The organism is Amycolatopsis sp. NBC_00438 (assembly GCF_036026695.1).
Taxonomy (GTDB): domain Bacteria; phylum Actinomycetota; class Actinomycetes; order Mycobacteriales; family Pseudonocardiaceae; genus Amycolatopsis.
The window spans coordinates 1,825,967-1,846,557 of sequence record NZ_CP107923.1 but is presented as its reverse complement, the minus strand read 5'-3'; the positions used below and the strand labels follow the sequence as shown (position 1 = coordinate 1,846,557).

The following is a 20,591-nucleotide window of genomic DNA, read 5'->3' as shown; positions in this document are numbered from 1 at the left end:
TGGGGACATGACTTCCACCGCCGACAAGGCCAAGCGCCTGCAGGAGCTGCACGCGGCTCCGGAACTGCTGCTCGTCGTCAACGTCTGGGACGCGATCACCGCGAAGGTCGTCGCCGAGACGCCGGGCACGCAGGCCCTCGCCACCCCGAGCCACGGCATCGCCGCCTCCCGCGGTTACCCGGACGGCGAAAAGATCCCGCGGGACGAGATGATCGCCGAGGTCGCGCTGATCGTGCGGACCGCGGGCGACCTGCCGGTCACCGCCGACCTGGAGGCCGGGTACGGCGACCCGGGCGGCACCGTCGCCCGGGCCATCGAGGCCGGCGCGGTCGGCTGCAACCTCGAAGACCAGATGAAGCCGCTCGCCGAGTCGGTCAAGGCGGTCGAAGCCGCCGTCGCCGCCGCACAGTCGGCCGGAATCGACTTCGTGCTCAACGCCCGCACCGACGCGTTCCTCAAGATCGCCGACCAGGAGGAGGCGCTCACCGAGGCGATCACCCGCGGCCGCGCCTACCTCGACGCGGGCGCGTCGAACTTCTTCGCGCCCGGCAAGCTCGACGAGACCCAGGTCGGCCGGCTGGTCGAGGCCCTCGGCGAGCGCAAGGTCAACCTGATCGGCATCCCGGGCTCGATCCCCCTGGCCGCCGCGCAGAAGCTCGGCGTCTCCCGGGTGTCCTACGGGCCGTGGAGCCAGAACGTCGCGCTGACCGCCCTGGCCAAGCTGGCCGAAGACGTCTACGCCGGCGGCGGGCTGCCGGCCGACACCCGCAAGCTGAACTGAGGCCGGATCCCTCGTTGTTTACAGTCACTGAAGTGATACGGTGACTGTAAACAACGAGAGGACCCCGCCCGTGAGCGAGTTCGAGATCGTCACCGAGTACCCCCACCCCCGCGACCGGGTGTGGCAGGCCCTGACCGACCCGGCCCTGGTGCCGCGGTGGACGTCCACCGGGCGAGGCGGGCGCCCCGAGGACTTCGCGCCGGAGGTCGGCACGCGGTTCCGGTTCGTCGGCAAGCCCGTGCCCGGCTGGGACGGCGTCGTCCGCTGCGAGGTCCTCGCCGCCGACGCGCCCGCCTTGCTGCGCTTCTCCTGGCGCAACAAGGAAACCGACGAGCCGAGCTTCGTCACCTACCGCCTCGAGGACACCGCCGGCGGCACCCGCTTCACCTATTCGCACACCGGCTTCCACGGCGTGGGCGGGCTGGTCATGTCCCGTCTGCTGCAGCGGGTCCGCCGCCGGATGCTGGCCGAGGGCCTGCCGCCGGTGCTCGACGACCTCGGCGCCGCCGCCTGAACCTCAGGCCAGGTCCGGGATCAGCTCGCCGATCAGGCGGATGCTCTTCAGCACCTTGTCGTGCGGGATGCCGCCGATCTGCTGCAGGCACATCAGCCGGTCGATGCCCAGGTCGGCGTAGGCCCGCAGTTTCTTGCGGCAGGTGTCCGGGCTGCCGACGATCAGTGAGTCCTGCGCGCTGAGCACCGCGAAGATCTCGTCGTCCGGCACCGATTCCCCTTGCAGGATCCGGGCGATCAGCAGGTTCGCGTCCGTCGGGCCGTTCTGCGCCTCGCCACGCAGGAACTCACCCGTGAGGCCACCGCCGTCCGGCGCCGCCGCGATCTCCTGCTGGCGGGCGTTCAACCGGACGAACTCACTCGCCGCTTCGAAGAACGTCAACGCCGTCACGGTGTACCAGGCCGCGGCCGCGGCGGCGCCGTTGCGCATCGCCTCCTCGTCGGTGTCCGCGCAGTGCACGAACGTGAAGAACCCGACCTGGTTGTTGACGAACGCGCCGACCGGGTCCGTGCACTGCGCGGCCGCCGCCCGGTACAGGCCGATCAGCCGGCCGGCGCGCTCGAGCGACTCCCACATGGTCGTGCCCAGCACGCCGACGCCGCGGCGCCCGGCCTCCTCGAACGAGGACGCGCTCGCCGCCGCCTGCCACAGCGGCGGATGCGGCCGCTGCAACGGTTTCGGCGCGATCGCGACGTCGTCGACGCGGTAGGCGTCGCTCTCGTAGGAGAATCGCTCGGAGGTCCACATCCGCGGCACCATCTCGAACGCTTCCTGCGTCTGGGCGCGGGCGTCGTCCGGTTCGATGCCGAACAGGCGCCACTCCGGGATGGTCGAGCGGGTCAGGCCGAGCTCCACCCGGCCGCCGCTGAGGTGATCGAGTGTCGCGGCGCGCTCGGCGACGCGGATCGGGTGGTTGAACCGGCCCGGCGCGAGCACCGCGGAGTGCCCCAGCCGGATCCGGCTCGTGCGCTGGGAAAGCGCCGCCAGCATCAGCTCCGGCGCCGACGACAGGCTGAACTCGCCCGCGCCGTGGTGCTCGACCTGCCACCAGCACCCGTACCCCAGCTCGTCCGCCAGGACGGCCTGCTCGATCGCCTGGGTGAACCTGAGCTGCTCGTGGCCTTCCGGCCACGGCCGGGGGTTCTGGATCTCGTTGAACAGGTCGATCTGCATCCACGGCCTCCGTCGGCTCTCGGGTCTGCTCCCCGTTGCACTGAGAAGTCAGTCCCGCAGAGCGACCGGGCCGTTACGCAGGTCGCACGTTCGGCGCAATACGTCCGGCGGGCTACCGGTTCGGCGGCCAGAACCCGCAGCGGTGGTCGGATCCGCTGTCGACGGGTGTGGCGCCGCCGGCCGTCAGGCTCAGGACGGTCGTCGAGGTGGCGGTACCGGGGACGGCGCCCGCGGGTGCTCCCGTACGGGCGAAGCCGCTCCAGAGATCGATCATCCGCTCCCCCAGGCGGGCCTGCGCGGGATCGGCCAGGAGGTTCTTGCCGCCGAGGTCGAACAAGTACGGCGTGTCGGTGGCGTGCGCGGCACCCTGGGCCATCCCGGGCACGGTCACCTGGCTGACGTTGGGTGCGTGGGGCTCGGCGAACTCGTAGGGGAACACCTTCGTCGCGCGCGCGAGAGCCTGGTCGCCCGCCAGGGTGGGACAGCTCCACGCCGAGTCGGTGACGACGCTCGACCAGGCCTCGACGGCCGTCGGATAGCGCTGGAGCGGGTACTGCCGCAGGACGTCCGAGGCCTTCGGGTCGCCGAAGGCCGTCCGCAGGAGGCCGGGGTAGGTCGCCTCGGTGATCGCGGCCGGGTCGGCCATCGCGGCGCCGCCCGCGAACGAACGGGCTTCGTCGTGGTTGCCGCCGGAGAGGACCGGGATCCGGGCGATCCGGCCGGCGCGGACCGCGTCCGGCGGGTTCTCCGGCAGCAGGTCGGTGCCGTAGGCCAGGTGGTCGGAGAACGCCGTGCTCACCGGCAGCAGCTGGGCGGCGGGCAGGTCCCGGAGGCACCGCAGCGCACCGGATCCGGTGCAGCCCAGCTGGTTCGCGGTCGCGACGCCGTCGGCCTGGTCGGTGGCCAGCGAGGTGTAGGGCGTCTGCGCCGGCGTGCCGGGGAACAGCCCGCCCGCCGGCCAGTTCAGGAAGCAGGAGCCGGAGGAGATCGCGACGCGCTGGACGAGCCCGGCGGCCTGCGGCGACGTCAGCAGCGCGCACGCCGACATCCCGCCCGCGGACTCGCCGAAGACGGTGAGGTTGCCCGGATCGCCGCCGAACGCCGCGGCGTTGTCCTTCGCCCAGTGGGTGGCGGCGAGCTGGTCGGCGAAGCCGAAGTTGCCCGAGCCGGCCAGGCCGGGCAGCCCGAGGTAGCCGAAGACGCCGAGGCGGTAGTTGACCGTGACCACGACGACGTGCCCGCGGGAGGCCAGCCGCTGAGCGTCGTAGTCCGCGCCGGAGCCGCTGGTGTACCCGCCGCCGTGCCACCACACCATGACCGGCAGCCGCTCGCCGGGCGCCTGGTCGCGCGGGGTCGTCACGTTGAGGAACAGGCAGTCTTCGGAGGTGCCGGCGGCCTGCGTCCCCTGGGAGCACCGGGCGCCGGGGTGGGTCGCGTCGGCGACGTCGTCCCGGGCCGGGGCCGGCTGGGGCGCGGTCCAGCGCCGCTCCCCCGTCGGCGCGAGCGCGTAGCGGAGGCCGAGGAACTCCCGCGCCGACGCGGTGGCCAGGCCGTGCACCTGACCGCCGGTGGTGCCGACGGTCAGCTGCGGCCCTTCGGGTCGCGGGCTCGAACACGCGGCCGCGGTGAGGGCCGATGCCACGGCCAGCGCGCCGGCGGTCCGGGCGAGGACGCTCATGGGTTTTCCTTTCGGGTCGCCAGGTCGAACGTGCGGACCAGTTCGTCGCGCACCCGCGCCGCGGCGGCGGGCGTGCGGTCGGCGGTGACCCGGACCAGGGCGGCGTCGAGCGCGGCACGGATCGTGCCGGCCATGATTTCGACGTCGAAGGCCCGGAACTCGCCGGCCTCGACCCCGGCGCGCAGCAACGCGCCGACGTCGTCCATCTCGGTCCGGTGGTGCCGGGTGCCGTCCCGCTCCTGGGCGGTGAAGACGGCGCTCAGCGCGGCCAGGTGCCGGGGGTGGGCGGCGTAAAACCCGACGCTGCCGCCGATGAACGCGAGCAGGCTCGCCCGCGGCGACCCGGCCCGGACCACCCGCGGCCCCAGCTCCGCCCCGGCGAGCGCGTACACGGATTGGACGACCGCGGCGATCAGGTCCGCCCGGTCCCGGAAGTGGTAGGTGAGCACCCCGCGGCTGACCCCGGCCGCCCGCGCGATCCGCACGGTGGACGCGGCCGCGTACCCGTCGCGGGCGAGCACGTCGATCGCCGCGTCCACCAGCTGCGCCCGGCGCGCGGCGTGGACGACCGACTCGCTGCTCCGTTCGGGGGCCACCTCGGACTGGTAGCCGGTCGCCGTGACTTTTAAACAGTCCTGTTCAGAGTGACGGTGTTTGACCGCGGAATCCGTAGACCATCACCCGATACGGTGAAATATCCCGACACGCTCCTCACCTCATTGCGCATCTGGCCCGATCCTGTACGGCCTACTGGGCGATGGGGGACAGTCTTTCGGGTACACCACGCCCCGGACTGATCATCCGAACGCCGTCGTCTGCGACACTTTGGAGCTAATGGCGAGAACGCAGCGTAGCGACTCGTCGGAGGCGCAGAGGGGGTGGAGGACGGATGACCACGCACCACCGGCAGGCGGGCCTACGGGCCTGGACGCACCGCCCGCGCCACGCACGCCGCCCGGCCATCGGGCTGTCCCCGGTCCTCGTGCTGGCGGCGACGATCCTGCTGCTGGCCGACACGGCCCTCGGGGTCACGGTGGTGATCCTGGTGTTCGCGACCCTGGCCGTCCTGTGGACGGTCCGGCGGCCGCTGCGCCGGGCCGCGAGCGACCTGGACGCGATCCTCGCGGAGGAGCTGGGCCCCCGCCACCGCCGCGGCGGCGTACGTTTCGGCGATCCCGCCACCGCACAGCAGTAACTACACGGGCGCTCCCGCGCTCGGCAGCCGAGTGGGCCGCGCCGGACGCTGTGTTGGCCACCCCGGGCACCGCGTTGGCCAACCCCGGCACCTCATTGGCTGGCCCGAGCGCTGGCACTGGTTGGCCGCTCCGGCACCGTGTTAGCCGCACCGGCACCGCGTTGGCTGACCGAACACTGGCACTGGTTGACCGCACCGGCACCGCGTTGATGGGCCCGAACACCGGCGCTGGCTGACCCCTCCGGCACCGTGTTCCGCACCGAGCACTCTGCTGGCCGCTCCGACACCGTGTTGACCGCGCTGGGCGCCGTGTTGGCTGGCCAGAGTGCGGCGTAGCCACTCCGCACGCCACGTTTGACCGCTCCGGGCACTGTGTTGGCCGCTCCGGACGCCGAACTGGCTGGCCGGAGTGCTGCGTTGGCCGGTCCGGGCCTGGTGTTGGCCATTCCGGGCGCCGCATCGGTCGGCCTGGGCGCCGTGGTGGCGACTCTGGACACTGTGGCGGCCGCACCGGGCGCTGTCTTGGCCACCCGAGCACCGTGCTGGCCCCGCCAGGCACCGTGCTGGCCCCGCCAGGCAACGTGCTGGCCCCGCCGGGCACCGTGTTGGCCGTCCCGAACGCCGTGTTGGCCGTCCCGAACGCCGTGTTGGCCGTCCCGAGCGCCGTGTCGGCTGCTCCCGACACCAAGGCCGGCCGCAGCAGGACCCGTCGACCCCGCGGTCAGGACCCGTCGACCCTGCGGTCACGTCGGCCGCACCGGAAGCCCCATCGACCGTGCCTCAGCGGTTCCCTACTCCGGGCGGCCGTTCCAGTGCACGACGTCCGGCGGCTCCACGAACTTCCGCAAGTGCTGGTCCTCGGTCCGGCCGTGCAGCGGGAACCGGAAGCTCGACCCGTCCGGCCAGGTGAGCGTCCGCTTGCGGAAGCCGACCTCCGGGGCCTGCGGAACCCTTGCCTGCCACAGGATCCGCGGCGCCGGCGCGTCGGCGGGGTCCACGTACGTCGATCCCGTGTCCACCAGCGCGACCGCCGTCGGCGAGAACGCCAGCCACGGCCCGCGCACCGCCCGGAGCCGGTCGACCAGGTCCAGGGCCTGCGCGTCCGCCGGGCCGGCGACGCGGATCTCCCGCTGGAATGGGCGGCCCGCCTCGCCTCCTCCGTTGGCCAGGAAGAACACGTACATCACCGCGCCGCCGATGCCGCGGGCGATGTTCCAGAAGAACCTGCGGACCAGCCGCTTTCCCGCGACCGTCCCGTCGTGGCGCCGGCCGGGGACGCCGAAGCCCAGGTCGGTGTCGCCCAGGCGCAGCACGATCACCGGCTCGTGCCACTGGTCCCGGAGGAATCCTTCGACCCGCTCGCGGAACCCGGGACGGACCTGGGCGTCGGCCGCCCAGCGCTCGGCGCGGTCCTGGAGCCCGGCCGCGCGGTCGGTCAGATGTCGAGGTCCTTCCGGGTGTCCTCCGGACTCCGGTCCCCGCCGATCTCGCTCTTGTCGAACCACGGTTCGTCCCCCTCGGGCGTGACAGCTTCCTTGCCTTCGGCGAAGGCGCCCTTCGCCGCGCCGATGCCCGCCTTGACGCCCGCGCCGGCGAGCAGCGGCCCGGCCCCGGCCGAGGTGCCGAACATCGTCGTGAGCACCCGGTTGCTCGGCTGGAAGCCCTGGGCGGCCGCGCCGAACCCGAACTTCGTCTGGCCGGGCATCACGCCGACCCGCAGCTTGGTGGTGAACTCCACGAGCTTCGTCGAGTACTTCGCCATGAACTCGATGAAGGTGTCGAGGAGCTTCCCGAACTTGCCCAGGTAGCCGGTGACCTTCTTCAGCACGCTGGCGGCCTTGGCGATCGACGCGGTCATCGCGGCGGCGACCGAGCTGCCGAAGCTGATCACCGACGCCGCCAGCGCGGGCAGCCAGAGCGTGATCAGCCAGGACACCAGCTCGGTGATGATCCCCTTGATCACCTCTTCGATGACCACCATCACCATCGACCACATCTGCAGCACTTCGGCCACCGAACCGGCGGCCGAGCCGACGCCGCGGATGCCGGAGGAGAAGTCGCCGAGCGCTGCCTTCGCGGCGTTGCCGGCGTCGTCCACCCACTCGGCCAGCGCGGTGTCGCCGGTCTTCTCGAAGTCCTCGGCGAGCGCGACGAAGCCCTGGGCGATCGTCACGAAGTTCTCCGACGCGTGCCCGATGGCCGGGCCGTCGCCGGTGACCTGGTGCAGCGCGTCCTGCAGCGGCTGGACCAGCTCGAGCAGCATGTTCAGGCCGTGGCTGACGAGCCAGCCGATCGGGTCCATGGCGAAGGTGACCATGTCGCTGGCCGCGGCGCCGACGAACGTCGCGCCGTCGCCGACCAGCGCGCCACCCGCGGAGGCCAGCTCGCCGAAGTTGCCCGCCTGGGCCGCCTGCTGGGCGTGCTCGCCGATCGACTTGCCGGCCTTGTACGCCGTGCCCGCCACCGGCACGTACCCCGCCGCGCGGTCCAGGTTCGCGCCCGTGCTCTCGTCGTACGGCTGGACGTCCAGCGCGTCGGCGATGCTCTTGTGCTCGCTCACTTGCCCTCCCCGACCGCGTCGATCTCCGCCTCGTACCGGCCGAAGGTGACCACACCGGCGTCTTCCATGCCCTGGTACATCTCCGCGGCCTTGGTCAGCTTGGTGGTGAACCCGTCCACGCCGTCCTTCAGGTCGGTCAGCAGCGAGCGCAGTTCGCCGAGGCGGTCGGTGTAGCCCTGCTTCGCGAACAGGCCGATGAGCCCCCACGCCTCGTCGGTCACGTCGGCGGCGTCGATCTTGGCGCCGAACTTGTCCGCTTCCTGCTCGTAGAACGGCAGCTGCTTGGCGTACGCGGAGATCGCGCCGATGTTCGTCTGTATTCCTTCTGGCATCGCGGGAGCTCTCTCGGTCGGGGTCAGTCGCGGCGGAGGATCGTGTTCTCTTCGAAGTAGTCGTCGTCCCGCGGGGCGGGCCGGCGTCGCGGTGCGGCCTGCGGTGCCGGGGGCGCTTGCGGCTCCGACGCAGGCGGCTCCGCCACGGTTCCGAACGCTTCGGCCTGGGCCTCGCGCACCTGCTCCTGCGTGTTGACGCCCAGCGTGTCGCCGAAGGCGTCGTCCACGATCCCGGCCTGCTGCTGGACCGCCCCGGCCACGGCCTGGCGCAGGGTGGTCATGATGATCGTGGCCAGGCGGCCCGCTTCGAGGTGCGTCGCGCCGGCGGCGAGCCGCAGGTCGGTGACGGTCCCGCCGGCGCCGGCCACCACGGTGACGTTGCCGTCCGGCGAGGTCACGGTGGTCTCGAGCTGGGCGATCCGCTCCTGCATGTCGCCGACCCCGGCGAAGCGGGTTTCGGCCTGGCGAACCTTCGCCTGGAAGTTCTGGAACTGGGCGATCAGCTCGTCCATGTGCGCGGACATCGTGTCTCCCTTGCGCGGTCTGGTGACATCCGTCCGAATGATGTCAGACTCGGGCGACGCTTCGGTCCGTTTTCGGAAGATCGCCCCCGGGTATCCGGTGGCCGTGGCACGCACGCGGCTCCGGCACGGGACCCGCGCTCCCCCGTCCGGCGATGGACGCGCCGGGGGCCCGGAGAGGGTCCAGGACCTGGTCATGCGGGAAGTTTCCACGGCGCTGCGGAACACGCCCGCGGTCCGCCATTCCTCTGTGGACCCGAGGTACGCCACGTTCTGGCGGCACGCGCCCGGCTACCCGGAGACCGGACGCAGGCCGGACGACCACAGCCGGACCTCCGTGGAACTCCGCCGCGGCGATGAGGCCGCCACGCCCCTGATTTCCGCCGCGATGTGTAGCCGCCGCGGCACCGGGTAGCCGTAGAGCACCCCAGGAAAGGTGGACGATGAACGACAAGGCGGAACACAAGGCCGAAGAGCTCAAGGGCCGGGCCAAGGAAACGGTCGGCGACGCCACCGGGAACGAGCAGTGGCAGGCCGAAGGCAAGGCCGAGCAGGGCAAGGGTGCCCTCAAGCAGGCCGCCGACAAGGTCAAGGACGCCGTGACGGGTCACAAGGACTGATTTTCTCGCAAGACGGCCGCCGCACTCCGGAGTGCGGCGGCCGTTTCGTGCGCGCCGTGGTTATTCCCGGCCCGTCCGGAAAGTTCCCGCGATCCCACCCCCTGGCCACTCCTGCCCGCCGGCCGGGAACCGGCGCACACTGTCGGTACGGGCCGAGGGAAGGAAAGCCGGGATGGCAGCAGGAAACGGACCACGGATCGCCGTCGCGCTGGACGGTGCCGGGTGGCACCCCGCCGCGTGGCGTGAGCCGGGGGCGCGGCCGGGTGAGCTGCTCACCGCGGGGTACTGGGCCGATCTGGTCCGCGAGGCCGAGGCCGCGAAGCTGGACTTCGTCACCCTCGAGGACTCGCTGGCCCTGCAGACCGAGCAGTACCTCGACCGGCCGGGCGAGCGCACCGACATCGTCCAAGGTCGCCTCGACGCGGTGCTCATCGCCGCCCGTGTCGCGCCGCTGACCTCGCACATCGGGCTCGTGCCGACCGCGATCGTCACCCACACCGAGCCGTTCCACCTGTCGAAGGCGATCGCGACGCTCGACTACGTCAGCACCGGCCGCGCCGGCGTTCGCGTCCAGGTCGCCGGGCGGCCCGCGGACAACCGCCACTTCGGCCGCCGTGAATTCGGCGAGTTCCGGCTCGAGGACTCCGCCACCCCGGACGTGCCGAGCCCGCTGTCGGAGCTGTTCGACGAGGCCGCGGACTACGTCGAGGTGCTGCGCCGGCTCTGGGACAGCTGGGAGGACGACGCCGAGATCCGCGACGTCGCGACCGGCCGGTTCGTCGACCGCGAGAAGCTGCACTACATCGACTTCGAAGGCCGCTGGTTCAAGGTCAAGGGCCCGTCGATCACCCCGCGCCCGCCGCAGGGCCAGCCGCCGGTCACCGCGCTGGCGCACGCGGCGGTCCCCTACCGCCTCGCCGCCCGCTCGGCCGACGTCGTCTACGTGACGCCATTCGACCGCACGCAGGCCGGCGAGATCGTCACCGCCGTCCGCGACGAGCAGGACCGGGCCGGGCGCGCCGCCGAGACGCTGCACGTGTTCGGCGACGTCGTCGTCTTCCTCGACGAGACCGAGCAGGCCGCGGCCGACCGCAAGGCCCGGCTCGACGACTTGTCCGGCGCGAAGTACACCTCGGACGCCCACGTCTTCACCGGCACCCCCGCCGGCCTCGCCGACCTGCTGCTGGACTGGCAGGCCGCCGGGCTCTCCGGGTTCCGGCTGCGGCCGGGCGCGGTGCCGCACGACCTGACCGCGATCACCCGCGGCCTGGTCCCCGAGCTGCGGGCCCGCGGCGCGTTCCGCACCGAGTACGAGGCGGCCACCTTGCGCGGGCTGCTCGGCCTCGCGAAGCCCGCCAACCGTTACGCGACCGCCTGAGGAGGCCCGCGATGACCCAGCCCCGCAAGCAGATACACCTCGCGGCGCACTTCCCCGGCGTGAACAACACGACCGTGTGGAGCGACCCCGAAGCCGGCAGCCACATCGAGTTCAGCTCGTTCGTCAAGCTCGCGCAGACGGCCGAGCGCGCCAAGTTCGACTTCTTCTTCCTCGCCGAAGGCCTCCGGCTGCGCGAGCAGAACGGCGAGATCTACGACCTCGACGTCGTCGGCCGCCCCGACACCTTCACCGTGCTGTCGGCGCTGGCCGCGGTCACCGAGCGGCTCGGCCTGGCCGGCACCATCAACTCGACGTTCAACGAGCCGTTCGAGGTGGCCCGCCAGTTCGCCTCGCTCGACCACCTCTCCGCCGGGCGCGCGGCCTGGAACGTCGTCACGTCGTGGGACGCCTTCACCGGCGAGAACTTCCGGCGCGCCGGCTTCCTGCCGCAGGACCAGCGCTACTCCCGCGCCGCGACGTTCCTGCGCACCGCCTGGGAGCTGTTCGACTCCTGGCGCGGCGACGAGATCGCCGCCGACGCCGGCACCGGCGTCTTCCTCCGGGACGCGAACGCGGGCGCCTTCGCCCACCACGACGAGCACTTCGACATCGAGGGCCGGTTCCCGGTGCCGCGCAGCCCCCAGGGCCGCCCGGTGATCATCCAGGCCGGCGACTCCGACGAGGGCCGCGAGTTCGCCGCGGCCACCGCCGACGCGATCTTCAGCCGCTACGGCACCCTCGAGGCCGGGCAGGCGTTCTACACCGACGTCAAGGGCCGGCTGGCGAAGTACGGCAGGACGTCGGAGCAGCTGGTGATCCTCCCGGCGGCGACGTTCGTGCTCGGCGACACCGACGCCGACGCCCACGAGCGCGCCCACGTCGTCCGGCTGCAGCAGGTGAGCGGCCAGACGGCGATCAAGTTCCTCGAGCAGCTGTGGAACGCCGACCTGTCCGGTTACGACCCGGACGGCCCCCTGCCCGACATCGACCCGGTGCTCGGGGAGCACACGATCGCCCGCGGCCGGGCCAGCGTCCGGATGTACCGCGATCCGCTGGCGACGTCCAGGGAATGGCGTCAGCTGGCGGAAGCGAAGAACCTGTCCATCCGCGAGCTGATCATCGAGGTCACCGGGCGCCAGACGTTCATCGGCTCCCCCGCGACCGTCGCCGCCACGATCGACGACCTGGTCCAGGCCGACGCGAGCGACGGCTTCATCCTCGTCCCGCACGTCACGCCCGGCGGCCTCGACGAGTTCGCCGACAAGGTGGTCCCGCTGCTGCAGGAACGCGGCTCGTTCCGCACCGAATACACCGGATCGACACTGCGGGAGCACCTCGGACTGGACGCCTGAACGGGCGGGGTCCACTCGAACCCCGCCCCGTCCGGGGATCAGAGACCCGCCCAGAAGGCGCAGTTGTGCTCCGCGGCCAGGTCCACGGTGCGCGCCGCACCCGGGACGAGCGACAGTGTCGTCGTGCCGCCGCCGAAGCGCGGCCACGTCGGCGTGCCCGTCGCGTTGGGGTTGCCGGTGCGGGCGAACGTCGTCCAGTAGCGGATCATCCGGTCGGCCAGGGCCTGCTGCTCGGCGTTCAGGGGCGTGGGCACGCCGTTGAGGTCGAACAGGTACTCCATCTCGGCGCCGTGGTAGGCACCGGACGGCAGGCCTTCGGGGAACGGGAACTGCGCGGGCGCGGTCCGGTCGGCGAACTCGTAGGCGTACGCCGGCGCGGAGCGGGCGAGCGTGCGCTGGTCGGTCACCTGGGTGCAGGACCAGACGCGGTCGGTCGCCACCGTGGCCCAGGCGACGGCCGGGGACGCGTACGCGCTCGACGGGTACTTCGCCGCGACCGCAGGGGCCTTCGTGCCGAACGCGTCGGCGAGCAGCTGCTGGTAGCCCTCTTCGGTGAAGGCCTGGGGCAGGAAGGCCGTCGCGAGGCGCTGTTCGTCGAGGTTGGTCCCGGAGATCACCGGGATCTTCGCGTAACGGCCTTCGGCCAGCGCCCGGTCGGGACGCGACGGCAGCACCCGGTTGCCGTACGCCACCGCGGGCAGCGCGGCGCTCTGCGACGCGGACAGCAGCTGCGGCACCGGAATCCGGCGCAGACAGTCCACTTGGGACGGTCCGGCCGGGCAGCCGAGCGACGCCGCGAGCGTGGCACCCTGCGCGTCCACTGAGGACTGTGCCTGCCACGGCGAGCCGGCCGGGATGCCGGGGTTGACGCCGTTGCGCGGCCAGGTCATCGAGCACGACCCGCTCTCCATGATCGCCCGCTGGAACAGCCCGCGGGCGGCCGGCGAGGTGAGCTGCGCGCAGATGTCGTACGAACCGGCCGACTGGCCGAAGAGCGTGACGTTGGCCGGGCTCCCGCCGAACGCCGCCGCGTTGCGCTGCACCCAGCGCAGCGCCGCCTGCTGGTCCTGCATCCCGAACGTGCCGGCGCCGTCGAGGCGGGGCAGGCCGAGGAAGCCGAACACGCCGAGGCGGTAGTTCACTGTGACCACCACGACGTCACCGCCCACGGCCAGGCGCCGCGCGTCGTAGTCGCTGCCCGCGCCGAAGGCGTTGCCACCGCCGTGCAGCCACACCATGACCGGCTTGAGCCCGCCGGTGCGCGGGGCCGTGACGTTCAGGTAGAGGCAGTCCTCGGACGCACTGGCCGGCCCGATGTTCTGCGGCTGGGCGCAGCGCGACGCCGGGGTGGTGGCGTCTCTCGGCACGGTCCAATGTCGAGGCGGCTGAGGCGCTCTCCACCGCAGTTCGCCGACGGGCGGTGCCGCGTAGGGCACCCCTTGGAACGTCTTGCTGTCCGTGGTGACCGTGCCGCGGACCGGACCGGCGTCGGTCCGCACCACCCCGGCGTCCTGGCCCTGGGCGGTGGCGACGCCCCCGGTGCCCAGTAGTGCCGCCGCCGCGATCACCAGTGCCGCGATGCGCCTGCCCATGTCGACCTCCGCCTGCTCGTCCTTGCTGACGAGCAGAGCGTCACACCGACAAGAAAATTTGTCAAGGATGATTCAGTTGTCCGAGCCGGACGCGCACAGGTCAGCCGATGCGCGAGCCCGGCCCCACGAAACCCGCGCAGAACAGGGACGCCTTGTCGTACGTGCTGCCGCCGGCACCGGGGGTGCCCGCACACTGCTGTGCGCCGTTGACGTTGAAGATGACGGTGGCCGGGAACTCGTCGATGGTGGTCGGCAAACTGCCCACGATCCGCGGATCGGCACCGGAAGCACCTTGAGCAGCAACGGAATCAATCCCTTCGCAGGGAAAAGTTCAGGATCGATTCAGTAAATTCTGCTAGTCTCCCCCGTGTTTCGCGGCTCACCGTGGCGCCGCGCCTGTAGCTGTTGCACCGTAAGCGTGTTGCGGCACCAACTCATCGAGGAGCGAAATGACAGCCATCGTCCGGGTCCACGGCCGCCAGGTCCTCGACAGCCGGGGCAACCCGACCGTCGAGGTCGACGTCGAGCTGGCGGACGGTTCGCTCGGCCGGGCCGCCGTGCCGTCGGGCGCTTCCACCGGCACGAAGGAAGCGGTCGAGCTGCGTGACGGGGACAAGTCGCGGTTCCACGGCAAGGGCGTGCGCAAGGCCGTCGACGCGGTCAACTCCGAGATCGCCGAGGCCGTCGTCGGGCTCGACGCCGAGTCGCAGACCGAGGTCGACCGCGCGCTGATCGCCCTCGACGGCACCCCGAACAAGGCCCGGCTCGGCGCGAACGCCACGCTCGGCGTCTCGCTCGCGGTGGTCAAGGCCGCCGCGGCCGCCAGCGGGCTGCCGCTCTACCGCTACGTCGGCGGCGTGTTCGCGCACCTGCTGCCGATGCCGATGATGAACATCATCAACGGCGGCGCGCACGCGGACAACCCGATCGACTTCCAGGAGTTCATGATCGGCCCGATCGGCGCGGAGACCTTCGCCGACGCCGTCCGGATGGGCTCCGAGGTCTTCCACACGCTGCGCAAGTCGCTCCACGAAGCCGGGCACGGCACCAACGTCGGCGACGAAGGCGGCTTCGCGCCGAACCTCAGCTCCGCCGACGAAGCGCTCGAGTTCGTCCTGCGCGCGATCGAGCAGTCCGGCTACAAGCCGGGTGAGGACATCGCGCTGCTGCTCGACCCGGCCGCGTCCGAGTTCTACAACGGCGAGGTCTACGACTACACCGGTGAAGGCCGCAAGCGCAGCATCGAGGAGCACGTCGCCTACCTCGCGGAGCTGACGGCCAAGTACCCGATCGTCTCCATCGAAGACGGCTTGGCGCAGGACGACTTCGCCGGCTGGAAGCAGCTGACGGACCGGATCGGCGACCGCGTGCAGCTCGTCGGCGACGACCTGTTCTGCACCAACGTGAATCTGCTCAAGGACGGCATCGAGCGCGGGATCGGCAACTCGATCCTGATCAAGGTCAACCAGATCGGCACGCTCACCGAGACGCTCGACGCCGTCGAGACCGCGCACAAGGCGGGCTACTCGGCCGTCATGTCGCACCGGTCCGGCGAAACCGAGGACACCACGATCGCCGATCTCGCCGTGGCCACCAACTGCGGCCAGATCAAGACCGGCTCGCTGTCGCGGTCGGACCGCACCGCCAAGTACAACCAGCTCATCCGCATCGAAGAGGAGCTCGGCGCCGAAGCCCGTTACGCCGGCGCGTCGACCATCAGCGGCCGCCGCTGACCCGATCCGGTCCGGAACCGCGAGTGCCGTTCCGGACCGGATCGCCGCCGACGCACATCAGCTGCAGCCGGGCCAGTCCCCGCACGTACCGGCTCGCCCGCTGGTCGCTCGGCAGCACCAGCGTCGGCCGGGCCGGCAGCTCGCCGTTGTACCGGGTCGCAGGCAAGGCCGCGCACACGCCGAACTCCGGGTCCAGTTCCGCCAGGGACAGCACGACCTGGAAGCCGTCCTCGGCCACCGCCGGCACGACGACCGTCAGGCTCGCCATCTTGTGCCGCGTGTCCCCCGGCAACGGGCCTTCGCGCAGGACGTCGCAGAGGCGCACGCCGTGGACCCGGTCCCCGGTGACCAGGAGCCCGCCTGCCGACGGTTCCATCCCTCCACGCTAAGTCACCGCGGCCGCGGCTTACAGCCACCGAACAGGCACGATACGGCCCCATCCGGCTCAGGAAGCCGCGTCAGCGGATCCGCGGGCCGGCGGACGTGGTGAAGCGGAACTCGATGGCGACCGGCACCGCGTCGAGGTCGAGCGCCTGGCGCAGCCGGGGCAGGCCCTCGGTCTCCAGGCGTTCGCGGATCTCCGTGGGATCGCCGTCCTGCTCCACCGAGACGACCAGCGCCAGCGTCGGGTCCTCGCGGGTCCCGGCCAGCGTGGCGCGGGCCTGGTGCACACCCGGGTAGGTCCGGAGCTCCTCGGTGAACGGCGCCACCGCGGCGTCGGCCGCCAGCTCGGTCCGGCCGCCGTCCGGGTCGGACTCGAAGCGCCACGTCTGCGTCCGCGGGCGACGCGCCAGCTGGGCGAGCAGCCAGCGCAGCACCAGCAGCCCGAGCACCACGGCCACCGCGGCGGCGACGTAGAGCACCCACGTCGGCGGCATGGCCGTGCCCGGGACCAGCGGCGCCTCGGGATCGACGACGGTCAGGCGCCGGAAGTGGGTCGCGACCGCGAACCCGCCCGCGGCCAGCAGCACCAGCCCGACCAGGCCGAGCAGGACGCGGTTGAGCCGGGCCGGGCGGTTCAGGTTCGTCATGACGCCTTCTTCCGGGGAGCGCGGACTCGCACCGAGATCGCCGGCCGGGTGGCCGGGCCGACCTGGTCGAGCCGGTGGCCGACCGCCTCGCGGACGGCGTCGGCGAGGCCTTCGGTCCGGGTCCGGGCCGTCTCGACCCGGACCTTCACGCGCCGGGTGCCGAGCTTGACCGCGGCGCCGGACACACCGTCGACGCCCGCCGCGGCGGCGCGCAGGGTCGAGCGGTAGCCGCCGCGAGCGGCGCCCGCGTCGAAGGATCCGCCCAGCGGCAGCACGGTCAGGGTCCCCGGCAGGATCGCGCCGAGCACCAGGACCAGGCCGAGCAGCGCGACGACGCCCCCGGCCACGGCCGGCAGCACGTCCGTCCAGCGCAGGTCGTGCAGCCGGGACGCGACCGCGTCGGGGCTCACCCACGGACGTTCGCCGAGGATCAGCTGGACCGCCACGACGGCGACGAGCACGCACGCGGCCAGCACCACCACCGCGGTCAGGACGGCCGGGACGCTCCGGCGGGGACGGCGTTTCATTCGACCCTCCGTACTGGGCCCGCGGTGGTGTGCAGGGCGGTGACCGTGAGGTCGACGCGCGTCACCGCGAGCCCGGTCAGCGCCTCCACGCGCGAAACGAGGTGTTCGCGCGCCCGCTCGGTGGTGCGCGCGACCGACGCCGGGTAGACGATCGAGATCCGGACGTCGAGCGTCACGGTCCCGTCGCCGACGTGGGCGCTCACCTTCGCGGAGTGGTCGAGGTCCTCACCGCTCAGGCTGACGCCGAGGACCCGGCCGGCCGCGCCGCCGACGTCGTCGACCTCGAGCACGGCGCAGGCGGCCAGCCGTTCGACCGCCTGCGCCGAGATGGTCAGCACGCCGCGCTCGGCGACCGGCGCGGTCAGGGTGGCAGTCACGCTCAGCCCCGATCGCGGCCGGCGAGCTGCGACAGGTCGAGCTTGCCGTCGAGGTAGCGGCCGACCAGGAAGCCGATCGCCCCCAGCACGGCGACCGCGGCGAACGCGCCGAAGCCGCCGAACGCGACGGCCAGCCCCAGGACGAGGCCGGTCAGCAGGCCCAGCTGCGTGGACTTCACGAGACCCTCTCCTTCTCTTGTGCGGCAACCACTTGTACGGGGACCTCCGGTGCAGGGATCTCCGGTCCGGTGCTCTCCGGTGCGGCGCCGGCCGGCTCGGCCAGATCCGCGATCACGACGTGCACCGGCCGCCCCGCGACGGCGGCGGCGGTGCGCACGGCGGCGGCGACGTCCGCGGCCACCAGCGGGTAGCGCGTGGTGACCGCGATCGTGACGTCCTCGTCGCGGACCCGGACGCCGGCGATCCGCCGCGGCGGGTCGAGCGTGGCGATCTCGCCGAACCGCCCGCCGTGCAGCCCGGTCACCCCGGGCGCGATCCGGACCGCGGCGGCGATCCGCGCGGCGTCGGGTTCGGGATTCACTGCACCCGGCCGGTTTCGGTGGTCTCGCCCTCGTCCTCGGACGGCAGGTGCAGGTCGCCGACGTTGATGTTCACCTCGACCACCTCCAGGCCGGTCATCTGCTCGACGGCGGTGATCACGTTGCGGCGCACCGAACGCGACAGGTCCGCGATGGACACGCCGTACTCGACGACGATCTGCAGGTCGACGGCCGCCTGCTTCTCGCCGACCTCGACCGACACGCCCTGCCCGGCCGAGGCGGTCGCGCCCGGGATCCGCTCGCGGATCGCGGAGAACGCCCGCGCGGCGCCGCCGCCGAGGGCGTGCACGCCGGGGATCTCCCGGGTGGCCAGGCCGGCGATCTTCTGGACGACGACGTCGGCGATCGACGTGGCGCCCTCGGTCGTCACCAGCGCGCCGTCGCCGCTCTTCTTGGCCTGGTCCGACGGTGCCTGCTGGGCGGGCACCTTGGTGGCGGTGGCGTTCGTCATGACGTCTCCTTCGCACATCGGGAATGCGTTGTGTTGTCGCGGAAGCCCCTTGATTGTTCTTCCACACAGGACAGACAACGCGCTGGGAAGATCGTCACGACCCGATCGTGTGACCCCCATCTCCCGTGTACAGGTGACCGCCGGCGCTACCGGGCGACGGGAACCCCGGCGCGTTTCGCCGCCGCGCCCAGGGCGGCGATGACCGCCGCGCCGGCCACCGACAGCGCGATTCCCACCAGTACGGCGACGTTCCAGCCCGCGACGAGGTCTGTTGCCGGGGTCGCCGACGGGTGAACCGCGAGCACCGTCACCACGGTGACGCCCAGCGCCGCGCCGACGTACCGGCTCGTGTTGTTGATGCCACTCCCCATCCCGGCGCGGTGCGGCGGCACGCTCGCGACCGCCTCGCGGCCCAGCGACGCGTTCACCACGCCGGTCCCGATCCCCGCCAGCAGCAACCCGCCGAGCAGCGGGCCCGCGCCGGAGCCCGGGGTGACGAACGCGAGCGGCACCAGCCCGGCGGCCACCACCAGCAGGCCGGCGCTCAGCCGCGCCCCGCCGGAGAACGCCGCGGGCAGCCGCCGGGTCAGCAGCGCCGAGACCACGCTGGTCGCCGACCAGACCAGCACCACCAGCGACGCCGTCAGCGGGGTGAACGCCAGGCCGTTCTCCAGCATCGTGCACAGGAAGGCCATCAACGCCGTGACGCCGCCGCCCGCCACGAACGCGCCGGTCGTCGCCGAAAGCAGCGCCGGACGGCGGAACAGCGTCAGGTCGAGCATCCCGCCCTCGGCGCGGTTCTGGTGCGCGAAGAACGCGGCGAGCAGGACGACCGCGGCGACGAGCAGCGTCACCTCCAGCGGGCTCGTCCAGCCCTGGCGTCCTTCGGTGAGCGCGGCGAGCAGCGCCGCGAGACCGCCGCCGAGCAGCAGCGACCCGAGGACGTCGACCTTGCGCGCCCGGCCCGAGACGGACTCTTCGAGCAGGACCCGGCCGAGCACGGCGACGCCCGCGGACAGCACGGTCGTGACGAGGTAGAGCGTGCGCCAGCCGGCCGCGAGGTCGAGGACCGCGCCGGCCACCGGACCGGTCGCGATGCCGGCGCCGAGGCACGCGCCCCACACGCCGGTGGCACGGGCGCGGCCGGCGGCGTCCGGGAAGGCGTGCCCGAGCACCGCGAGACCGCAGGCGATCAGCGCGGCCGCCCCGAGCCCTTCGACGACCCGGCCGGCGATGAAGGTCACCGGCCCGGGCGCGACCGCGCACAGCAGCGATCCGGCGGCAAGCACTCCCCCGCCGGCCGCGAACACGCGCCGCCGGCCGAAGTCGTCGCCGATCGCCCCGGCCGGCAGCAGCGCGACCGCCAGGCCGAGGCTCATCGAGCTGAGGATCCACGATGTCGCGATCGCGCCGGCGCCGAGCCCGCGGGCCACCGACGGGACGATCGACAGCGGCGCGGTGAACACGAACATGGCGAGTAGCGTGCCGCCGCCGGAGGCGACGAGCACAGCGGCCGGGCGGCGGTCCATGCGGACTCCAGTTGATTCGGTGACCGAACTCTTTGCCCGGAGGCTAGCACGGTTTGTTCGTTCACCGAACCTTTCTGTGGCACACTGGGGGCATGGCACTCCCCCGCGAGTACACCGGCCAGGCTTGCTCGATCGTGCGCGCCCTGGAAATCGTCGGCGAGCGCTGGACGCTGCTGATCGTGCGTGACGCGGTCTTCGGCGTCCGGCGGTTCAGCGACTTCCTGGAGCACCTGGGCACTCCCCGCGCGGTGCTGACCGAACGGCTGGAGTTCCTGGTCCGCGAAGAGGTCCTGACCCGCGTTCCGGGGCCGGGCAAGCGAAGCGAGTACGAGCTGACGGCGAAGGGCCTCGCGTTGTGGCCGGTCGTCCGCTCACTGTCGGCGTGGGGCGACGAGTACTACGCGCCCGAAGGCCGCCGGCGGGTGTTCGTGCACGGTTCGTGCGGCGGCGAGGTGACCCCGGCGGGCGCGTGCGTCACCTGCGGTGCGCAGGTACCGGTCGCCGACACGGTGATGACCCCCGGCCCGGGCCTGCCCCCGCCGTCACCGCGGGACAGCGCGATCACGACGGTCCTGGCCGACCCGCGGCCGTTGCTGCAGCCGATCCACTGACACCACTGGAACCTGACGCGCCGCGCGGCACCAGCCGACCACGGTCGTGGTCGTAGAAGTCGCTCGACCACACCCT

The 20,591-nt window shown here is 72.4% G+C and carries 25 protein-coding genes; 8 read left to right on the top strand and 17 right to left on the bottom strand.

Annotation, left to right across the window (positions count from 1 at the left end; translation table 11 throughout):
* Window positions 1–7: 7 nt before the first annotated feature.
* Both OG494_RS08840 and OG494_RS08835 read left to right on the top strand, forming a co-directional pair.
* The gene (locus OG494_RS08840; RefSeq protein WP_328453756.1) at window positions 8–781 is read left to right on the top strand and encodes an isocitrate lyase/PEP mutase family protein; all 774 of its coding nucleotides are present in this window, start codon (window positions 8–10) and stop codon (window positions 779–781) included.
* Between the two features lie 70 nt (window positions 782–851).
* Window positions 852–1,295, top strand: a complete 444-nt coding sequence (locus tag OG494_RS08835; RefSeq protein WP_328453755.1) for an SRPBCC family protein — start codon at window positions 852–854, stop codon at window positions 1,293–1,295.
* A 3-nt stretch (window positions 1,296–1,298) separates the two neighbouring features.
* Here OG494_RS08835 and OG494_RS08830 read toward each other — a convergent pair whose 3' ends face one another.
* The 3 genes from OG494_RS08830 to OG494_RS08820 form a co-directional block, all read right to left on the bottom strand.
* Window positions 1,299–2,468: an LLM class flavin-dependent oxidoreductase gene (locus OG494_RS08830; protein ID WP_328453754.1), complete on the bottom strand. Its 1,170-nt coding sequence runs from the start codon at window positions 2,466–2,468 to the stop codon at window positions 1,299–1,301.
* 112 nt (window positions 2,469–2,580) lie between these two features.
* Complete coding sequence (locus OG494_RS08825; RefSeq protein ID WP_328453751.1) at window positions 2,581–4,146, bottom strand: carboxylesterase/lipase family protein; 1,566 nt, start codon at window positions 4,144–4,146, stop codon at window positions 2,581–2,583.
* Window positions 4,143–4,742: a TetR/AcrR family transcriptional regulator gene (locus OG494_RS08820; protein WP_328453750.1), complete on the bottom strand. Its 600-nt coding sequence runs from the start codon at window positions 4,740–4,742 to the stop codon at window positions 4,143–4,145. Before OG494_RS08820 ends, OG494_RS08825 begins: the two co-directional genes overlap by 4 nt.
* A gap of 293 nt (window positions 4,743–5,035) precedes the next feature.
* On the opposite strand from OG494_RS08820, the gene OG494_RS08815 reads away from it, so the two are divergent.
* Entirely contained in the window at window positions 5,036–5,341 is a 306-nt protein-coding gene (locus tag OG494_RS08815) for a hypothetical protein (RefSeq protein WP_328453748.1), read from the top strand.
* Between the two features lie 791 nt (window positions 5,342–6,132).
* Here the strand turns inward: OG494_RS08815 and OG494_RS08810 are convergent.
* From OG494_RS08810 to OG494_RS08795, 4 genes are read right to left on the bottom strand one after another with little or no spacing between them, the layout of a single operon-like run.
* Window positions 6,133–6,846 carry a hypothetical protein gene (locus OG494_RS08810; RefSeq protein WP_328453746.1) on the bottom strand — a complete coding sequence of 238 codons (714 nt, stop codon included), beginning with the start codon at window positions 6,844–6,846 and terminating at the stop codon, window positions 6,133–6,135.
* On the bottom strand, window positions 6,777–7,901 hold the full coding sequence (locus OG494_RS08805; protein WP_328453744.1) for a hypothetical protein: 1,125 nt from the start codon (window positions 7,899–7,901) through the stop codon (window positions 6,777–6,779). The genes OG494_RS08810 and OG494_RS08805 overlap by 70 nt, the downstream gene beginning before the upstream one ends.
* A complete protein-coding gene (locus tag OG494_RS08800) occupies window positions 7,898–8,233 on the bottom strand; it encodes a hypothetical protein (RefSeq protein ID WP_328453742.1) in 336 nt (111 codons plus the stop codon). The genes OG494_RS08805 and OG494_RS08800 overlap by 4 nt, the downstream gene beginning before the upstream one ends.
* 23 nt (window positions 8,234–8,256) lie before the next feature.
* Window positions 8,257–8,757 (bottom strand): YbaB/EbfC family nucleoid-associated protein, encoded by a 501-nt coding sequence (locus tag OG494_RS08795; protein WP_328453740.1) that lies wholly within the window; start codon window positions 8,755–8,757, stop codon window positions 8,257–8,259.
* A gap of 440 nt (window positions 8,758–9,197) precedes the next feature.
* Between OG494_RS08795 and OG494_RS08790 the strand changes: the two genes are divergently transcribed.
* The 3 genes from OG494_RS08790 to OG494_RS08780 all read left to right on the top strand — a co-directional run bounded on the left by OG494_RS08790 (window position 9,198) and on the right by OG494_RS08780 (window position 12,104).
* Window positions 9,198–9,374, top strand: coding sequence for a CsbD family protein (locus tag OG494_RS08790; protein WP_328453738.1), 177 nt, complete (start codon window positions 9,198–9,200; stop codon window positions 9,372–9,374).
* A 172-nt stretch (window positions 9,375–9,546) separates the two neighbouring features.
* A complete protein-coding gene (locus tag OG494_RS08785) occupies window positions 9,547–10,752 on the top strand; it encodes an LLM class flavin-dependent oxidoreductase (RefSeq protein ID WP_328453736.1) in 1,206 nt (401 codons plus the stop codon).
* Window positions 10,753–10,763: 11 nt separating this feature from the next.
* Window positions 10,764–12,104, top strand: coding sequence for an NtaA/DmoA family FMN-dependent monooxygenase (locus OG494_RS08780; protein WP_328453734.1), 1,341 nt, complete (start codon window positions 10,764–10,766; stop codon window positions 12,102–12,104).
* Window positions 12,105–12,142: 38 nt separating this feature from the next.
* Here OG494_RS08780 and OG494_RS08775 read toward each other — a convergent pair whose 3' ends face one another.
* A complete protein-coding gene (locus tag OG494_RS08775; protein ID WP_328453733.1) occupies window positions 12,143–13,696 on the bottom strand; it encodes a carboxylesterase/lipase family protein in 1,554 nt (517 codons plus the stop codon).
* A gap of 100 nt (window positions 13,697–13,796) precedes the next feature.
* On the bottom strand, window positions 13,797–13,952 hold the full coding sequence (locus OG494_RS08770; RefSeq protein WP_328453731.1) for a hypothetical protein: 156 nt from the start codon (window positions 13,950–13,952) through the stop codon (window positions 13,797–13,799).
* 193 nt (window positions 13,953–14,145) lie between these two features.
* On the opposite strand from OG494_RS08770, the gene eno reads away from it, so the two are divergent.
* The gene (gene eno / locus OG494_RS08765) at window positions 14,146–15,429 is read left to right on the top strand and encodes a phosphopyruvate hydratase (protein WP_328453729.1); all 1,284 of its coding nucleotides are present in this window, start codon (window positions 14,146–14,148) and stop codon (window positions 15,427–15,429) included.
* Here the strand turns inward: eno and OG494_RS08760 are convergent.
* The 8 genes from OG494_RS08760 to OG494_RS08725 form a co-directional block, all read right to left on the bottom strand.
* On the bottom strand, window positions 15,413–15,805 hold the full coding sequence (locus OG494_RS08760; protein WP_328453727.1) for a hypothetical protein: 393 nt from the start codon (window positions 15,803–15,805) through the stop codon (window positions 15,413–15,415). The two genes, eno and OG494_RS08760, sit on opposite strands and share 17 nt — an antisense overlap.
* Before the next feature lie 82 nt (window positions 15,806–15,887).
* Entirely contained in the window at window positions 15,888–16,460 is a 573-nt protein-coding gene (gene amaP, locus OG494_RS08755; RefSeq protein ID WP_328453725.1) for an alkaline shock response membrane anchor protein AmaP, read from the bottom strand.
* Complete coding sequence (locus OG494_RS08750; RefSeq protein WP_328453723.1) at window positions 16,457–16,987, bottom strand: DUF6286 domain-containing protein; 531 nt, start codon at window positions 16,985–16,987, stop codon at window positions 16,457–16,459. The genes amaP and OG494_RS08750 overlap by 4 nt, the downstream gene beginning before the upstream one ends.
* The gene (locus tag OG494_RS08745) at window positions 16,984–17,364 is read right to left on the bottom strand and encodes an Asp23/Gls24 family envelope stress response protein (protein ID WP_328453721.1); all 381 of its coding nucleotides are present in this window, start codon (window positions 17,362–17,364) and stop codon (window positions 16,984–16,986) included. The genes OG494_RS08750 and OG494_RS08745 overlap by 4 nt, the downstream gene beginning before the upstream one ends.
* A gap of 2 nt (window positions 17,365–17,366) precedes the next feature.
* Entirely contained in the window at window positions 17,367–17,543 is a 177-nt protein-coding gene (locus OG494_RS08740; protein ID WP_328453719.1) for a hypothetical protein, read from the bottom strand.
* The gene (locus OG494_RS08735; RefSeq protein WP_328453717.1) at window positions 17,540–17,905 is read right to left on the bottom strand and encodes a hypothetical protein; all 366 of its coding nucleotides are present in this window, start codon (window positions 17,903–17,905) and stop codon (window positions 17,540–17,542) included. The genes OG494_RS08740 and OG494_RS08735 overlap by 4 nt, the downstream gene beginning before the upstream one ends.
* Window positions 17,902–18,375 carry an Asp23/Gls24 family envelope stress response protein gene (locus OG494_RS08730; RefSeq protein WP_328453715.1) on the bottom strand — a complete coding sequence of 158 codons (474 nt, stop codon included), beginning with the start codon at window positions 18,373–18,375 and terminating at the stop codon, window positions 17,902–17,904. Before OG494_RS08730 ends, OG494_RS08735 begins: the two co-directional genes overlap by 4 nt.
* Window positions 18,376–18,521: 146 nt before the next feature.
* Window positions 18,522–19,904 carry an MFS transporter gene (locus OG494_RS08725; RefSeq protein WP_328453713.1) on the bottom strand — a complete coding sequence of 461 codons (1,383 nt, stop codon included), beginning with the start codon at window positions 19,902–19,904 and terminating at the stop codon, window positions 18,522–18,524.
* A 92-nt stretch (window positions 19,905–19,996) separates the two neighbouring features.
* Here OG494_RS08725 and OG494_RS08720 point away from each other — a divergent pair, with 92 nt between their 5' ends.
* A complete protein-coding gene (locus tag OG494_RS08720) occupies window positions 19,997–20,515 on the top strand; it encodes a winged helix-turn-helix transcriptional regulator (RefSeq protein ID WP_328453711.1) in 519 nt (172 codons plus the stop codon).
* The last annotated feature ends 76 nt before the right edge of the window (window positions 20,516–20,591 follow it).

Bases quoted from the DNA above. Each gene is read 5' to 3' on its own strand.
- OG494_RS08840 (WP_328453756.1), top strand. From the start codon at position 8: ATGACTTCCACCGCCGACAAGGCCAAGCGCCTGCAGGAGCTGCACGCG.
- OG494_RS08830 (WP_328453754.1), bottom strand. From the start codon at position 2,468: ATGCAGATCGACCTGTTCAACGAGATCCAGAACCCCCGGCCGTGGCCG.
- OG494_RS08825 (WP_328453751.1), bottom strand. From the start codon at position 4,146: ATGAGCGTCCTCGCCCGGACCGCCGGCGCGCTGGCCGTGGCATCGGCC.
- OG494_RS08815 (WP_328453748.1), top strand. From the start codon at position 5,036: ATGACCACGCACCACCGGCAGGCGGGCCTACGGGCCTGGACGCACCGC.
- OG494_RS08800 (WP_328453742.1), bottom strand. From the start codon at position 8,233: ATGCCAGAAGGAATACAGACGAACATCGGCGCGATCTCCGCGTACGCC.
- OG494_RS08795 (WP_328453740.1), bottom strand. From the start codon at position 8,757: ATGTCCGCGCACATGGACGAGCTGATCGCCCAGTTCCAGAACTTCCAG.
- OG494_RS08790 (WP_328453738.1), top strand. From the start codon at position 9,198: ATGAACGACAAGGCGGAACACAAGGCCGAAGAGCTCAAGGGCCGGGCC.
- OG494_RS08785 (WP_328453736.1), top strand. From the start codon at position 9,547: ATGGCAGCAGGAAACGGACCACGGATCGCCGTCGCGCTGGACGGTGCC.
- OG494_RS08780 (WP_328453734.1), top strand. From the start codon at position 10,764: ATGACCCAGCCCCGCAAGCAGATACACCTCGCGGCGCACTTCCCCGGC.
- OG494_RS08775 (WP_328453733.1), bottom strand. From the start codon at position 13,696: ATGGGCAGGCGCATCGCGGCACTGGTGATCGCGGCGGCGGCACTACTG.
- eno (WP_328453729.1), top strand. From the start codon at position 14,146: ATGACAGCCATCGTCCGGGTCCACGGCCGCCAGGTCCTCGACAGCCGG.
- OG494_RS08760 (WP_328453727.1), bottom strand. From the start codon at position 15,805: ATGGAACCGTCGGCAGGCGGGCTCCTGGTCACCGGGGACCGGGTCCAC.
- amaP (WP_328453725.1), bottom strand. From the start codon at position 16,460: ATGACGAACCTGAACCGCCCGGCCCGGCTCAACCGCGTCCTGCTCGGC.
- OG494_RS08750 (WP_328453723.1), bottom strand. From the start codon at position 16,987: ATGAAACGCCGTCCCCGCCGGAGCGTCCCGGCCGTCCTGACCGCGGTG.
- OG494_RS08730 (WP_328453715.1), bottom strand. From the start codon at position 18,375: ATGACGAACGCCACCGCCACCAAGGTGCCCGCCCAGCAGGCACCGTCG.
- OG494_RS08725 (WP_328453713.1), bottom strand. From the start codon at position 19,904: ATGGACCGCCGCCCGGCCGCTGTGCTCGTCGCCTCCGGCGGCGGCACG.
- OG494_RS08720 (WP_328453711.1), top strand. From the start codon at position 19,997: ATGGCACTCCCCCGCGAGTACACCGGCCAGGCTTGCTCGATCGTGCGC.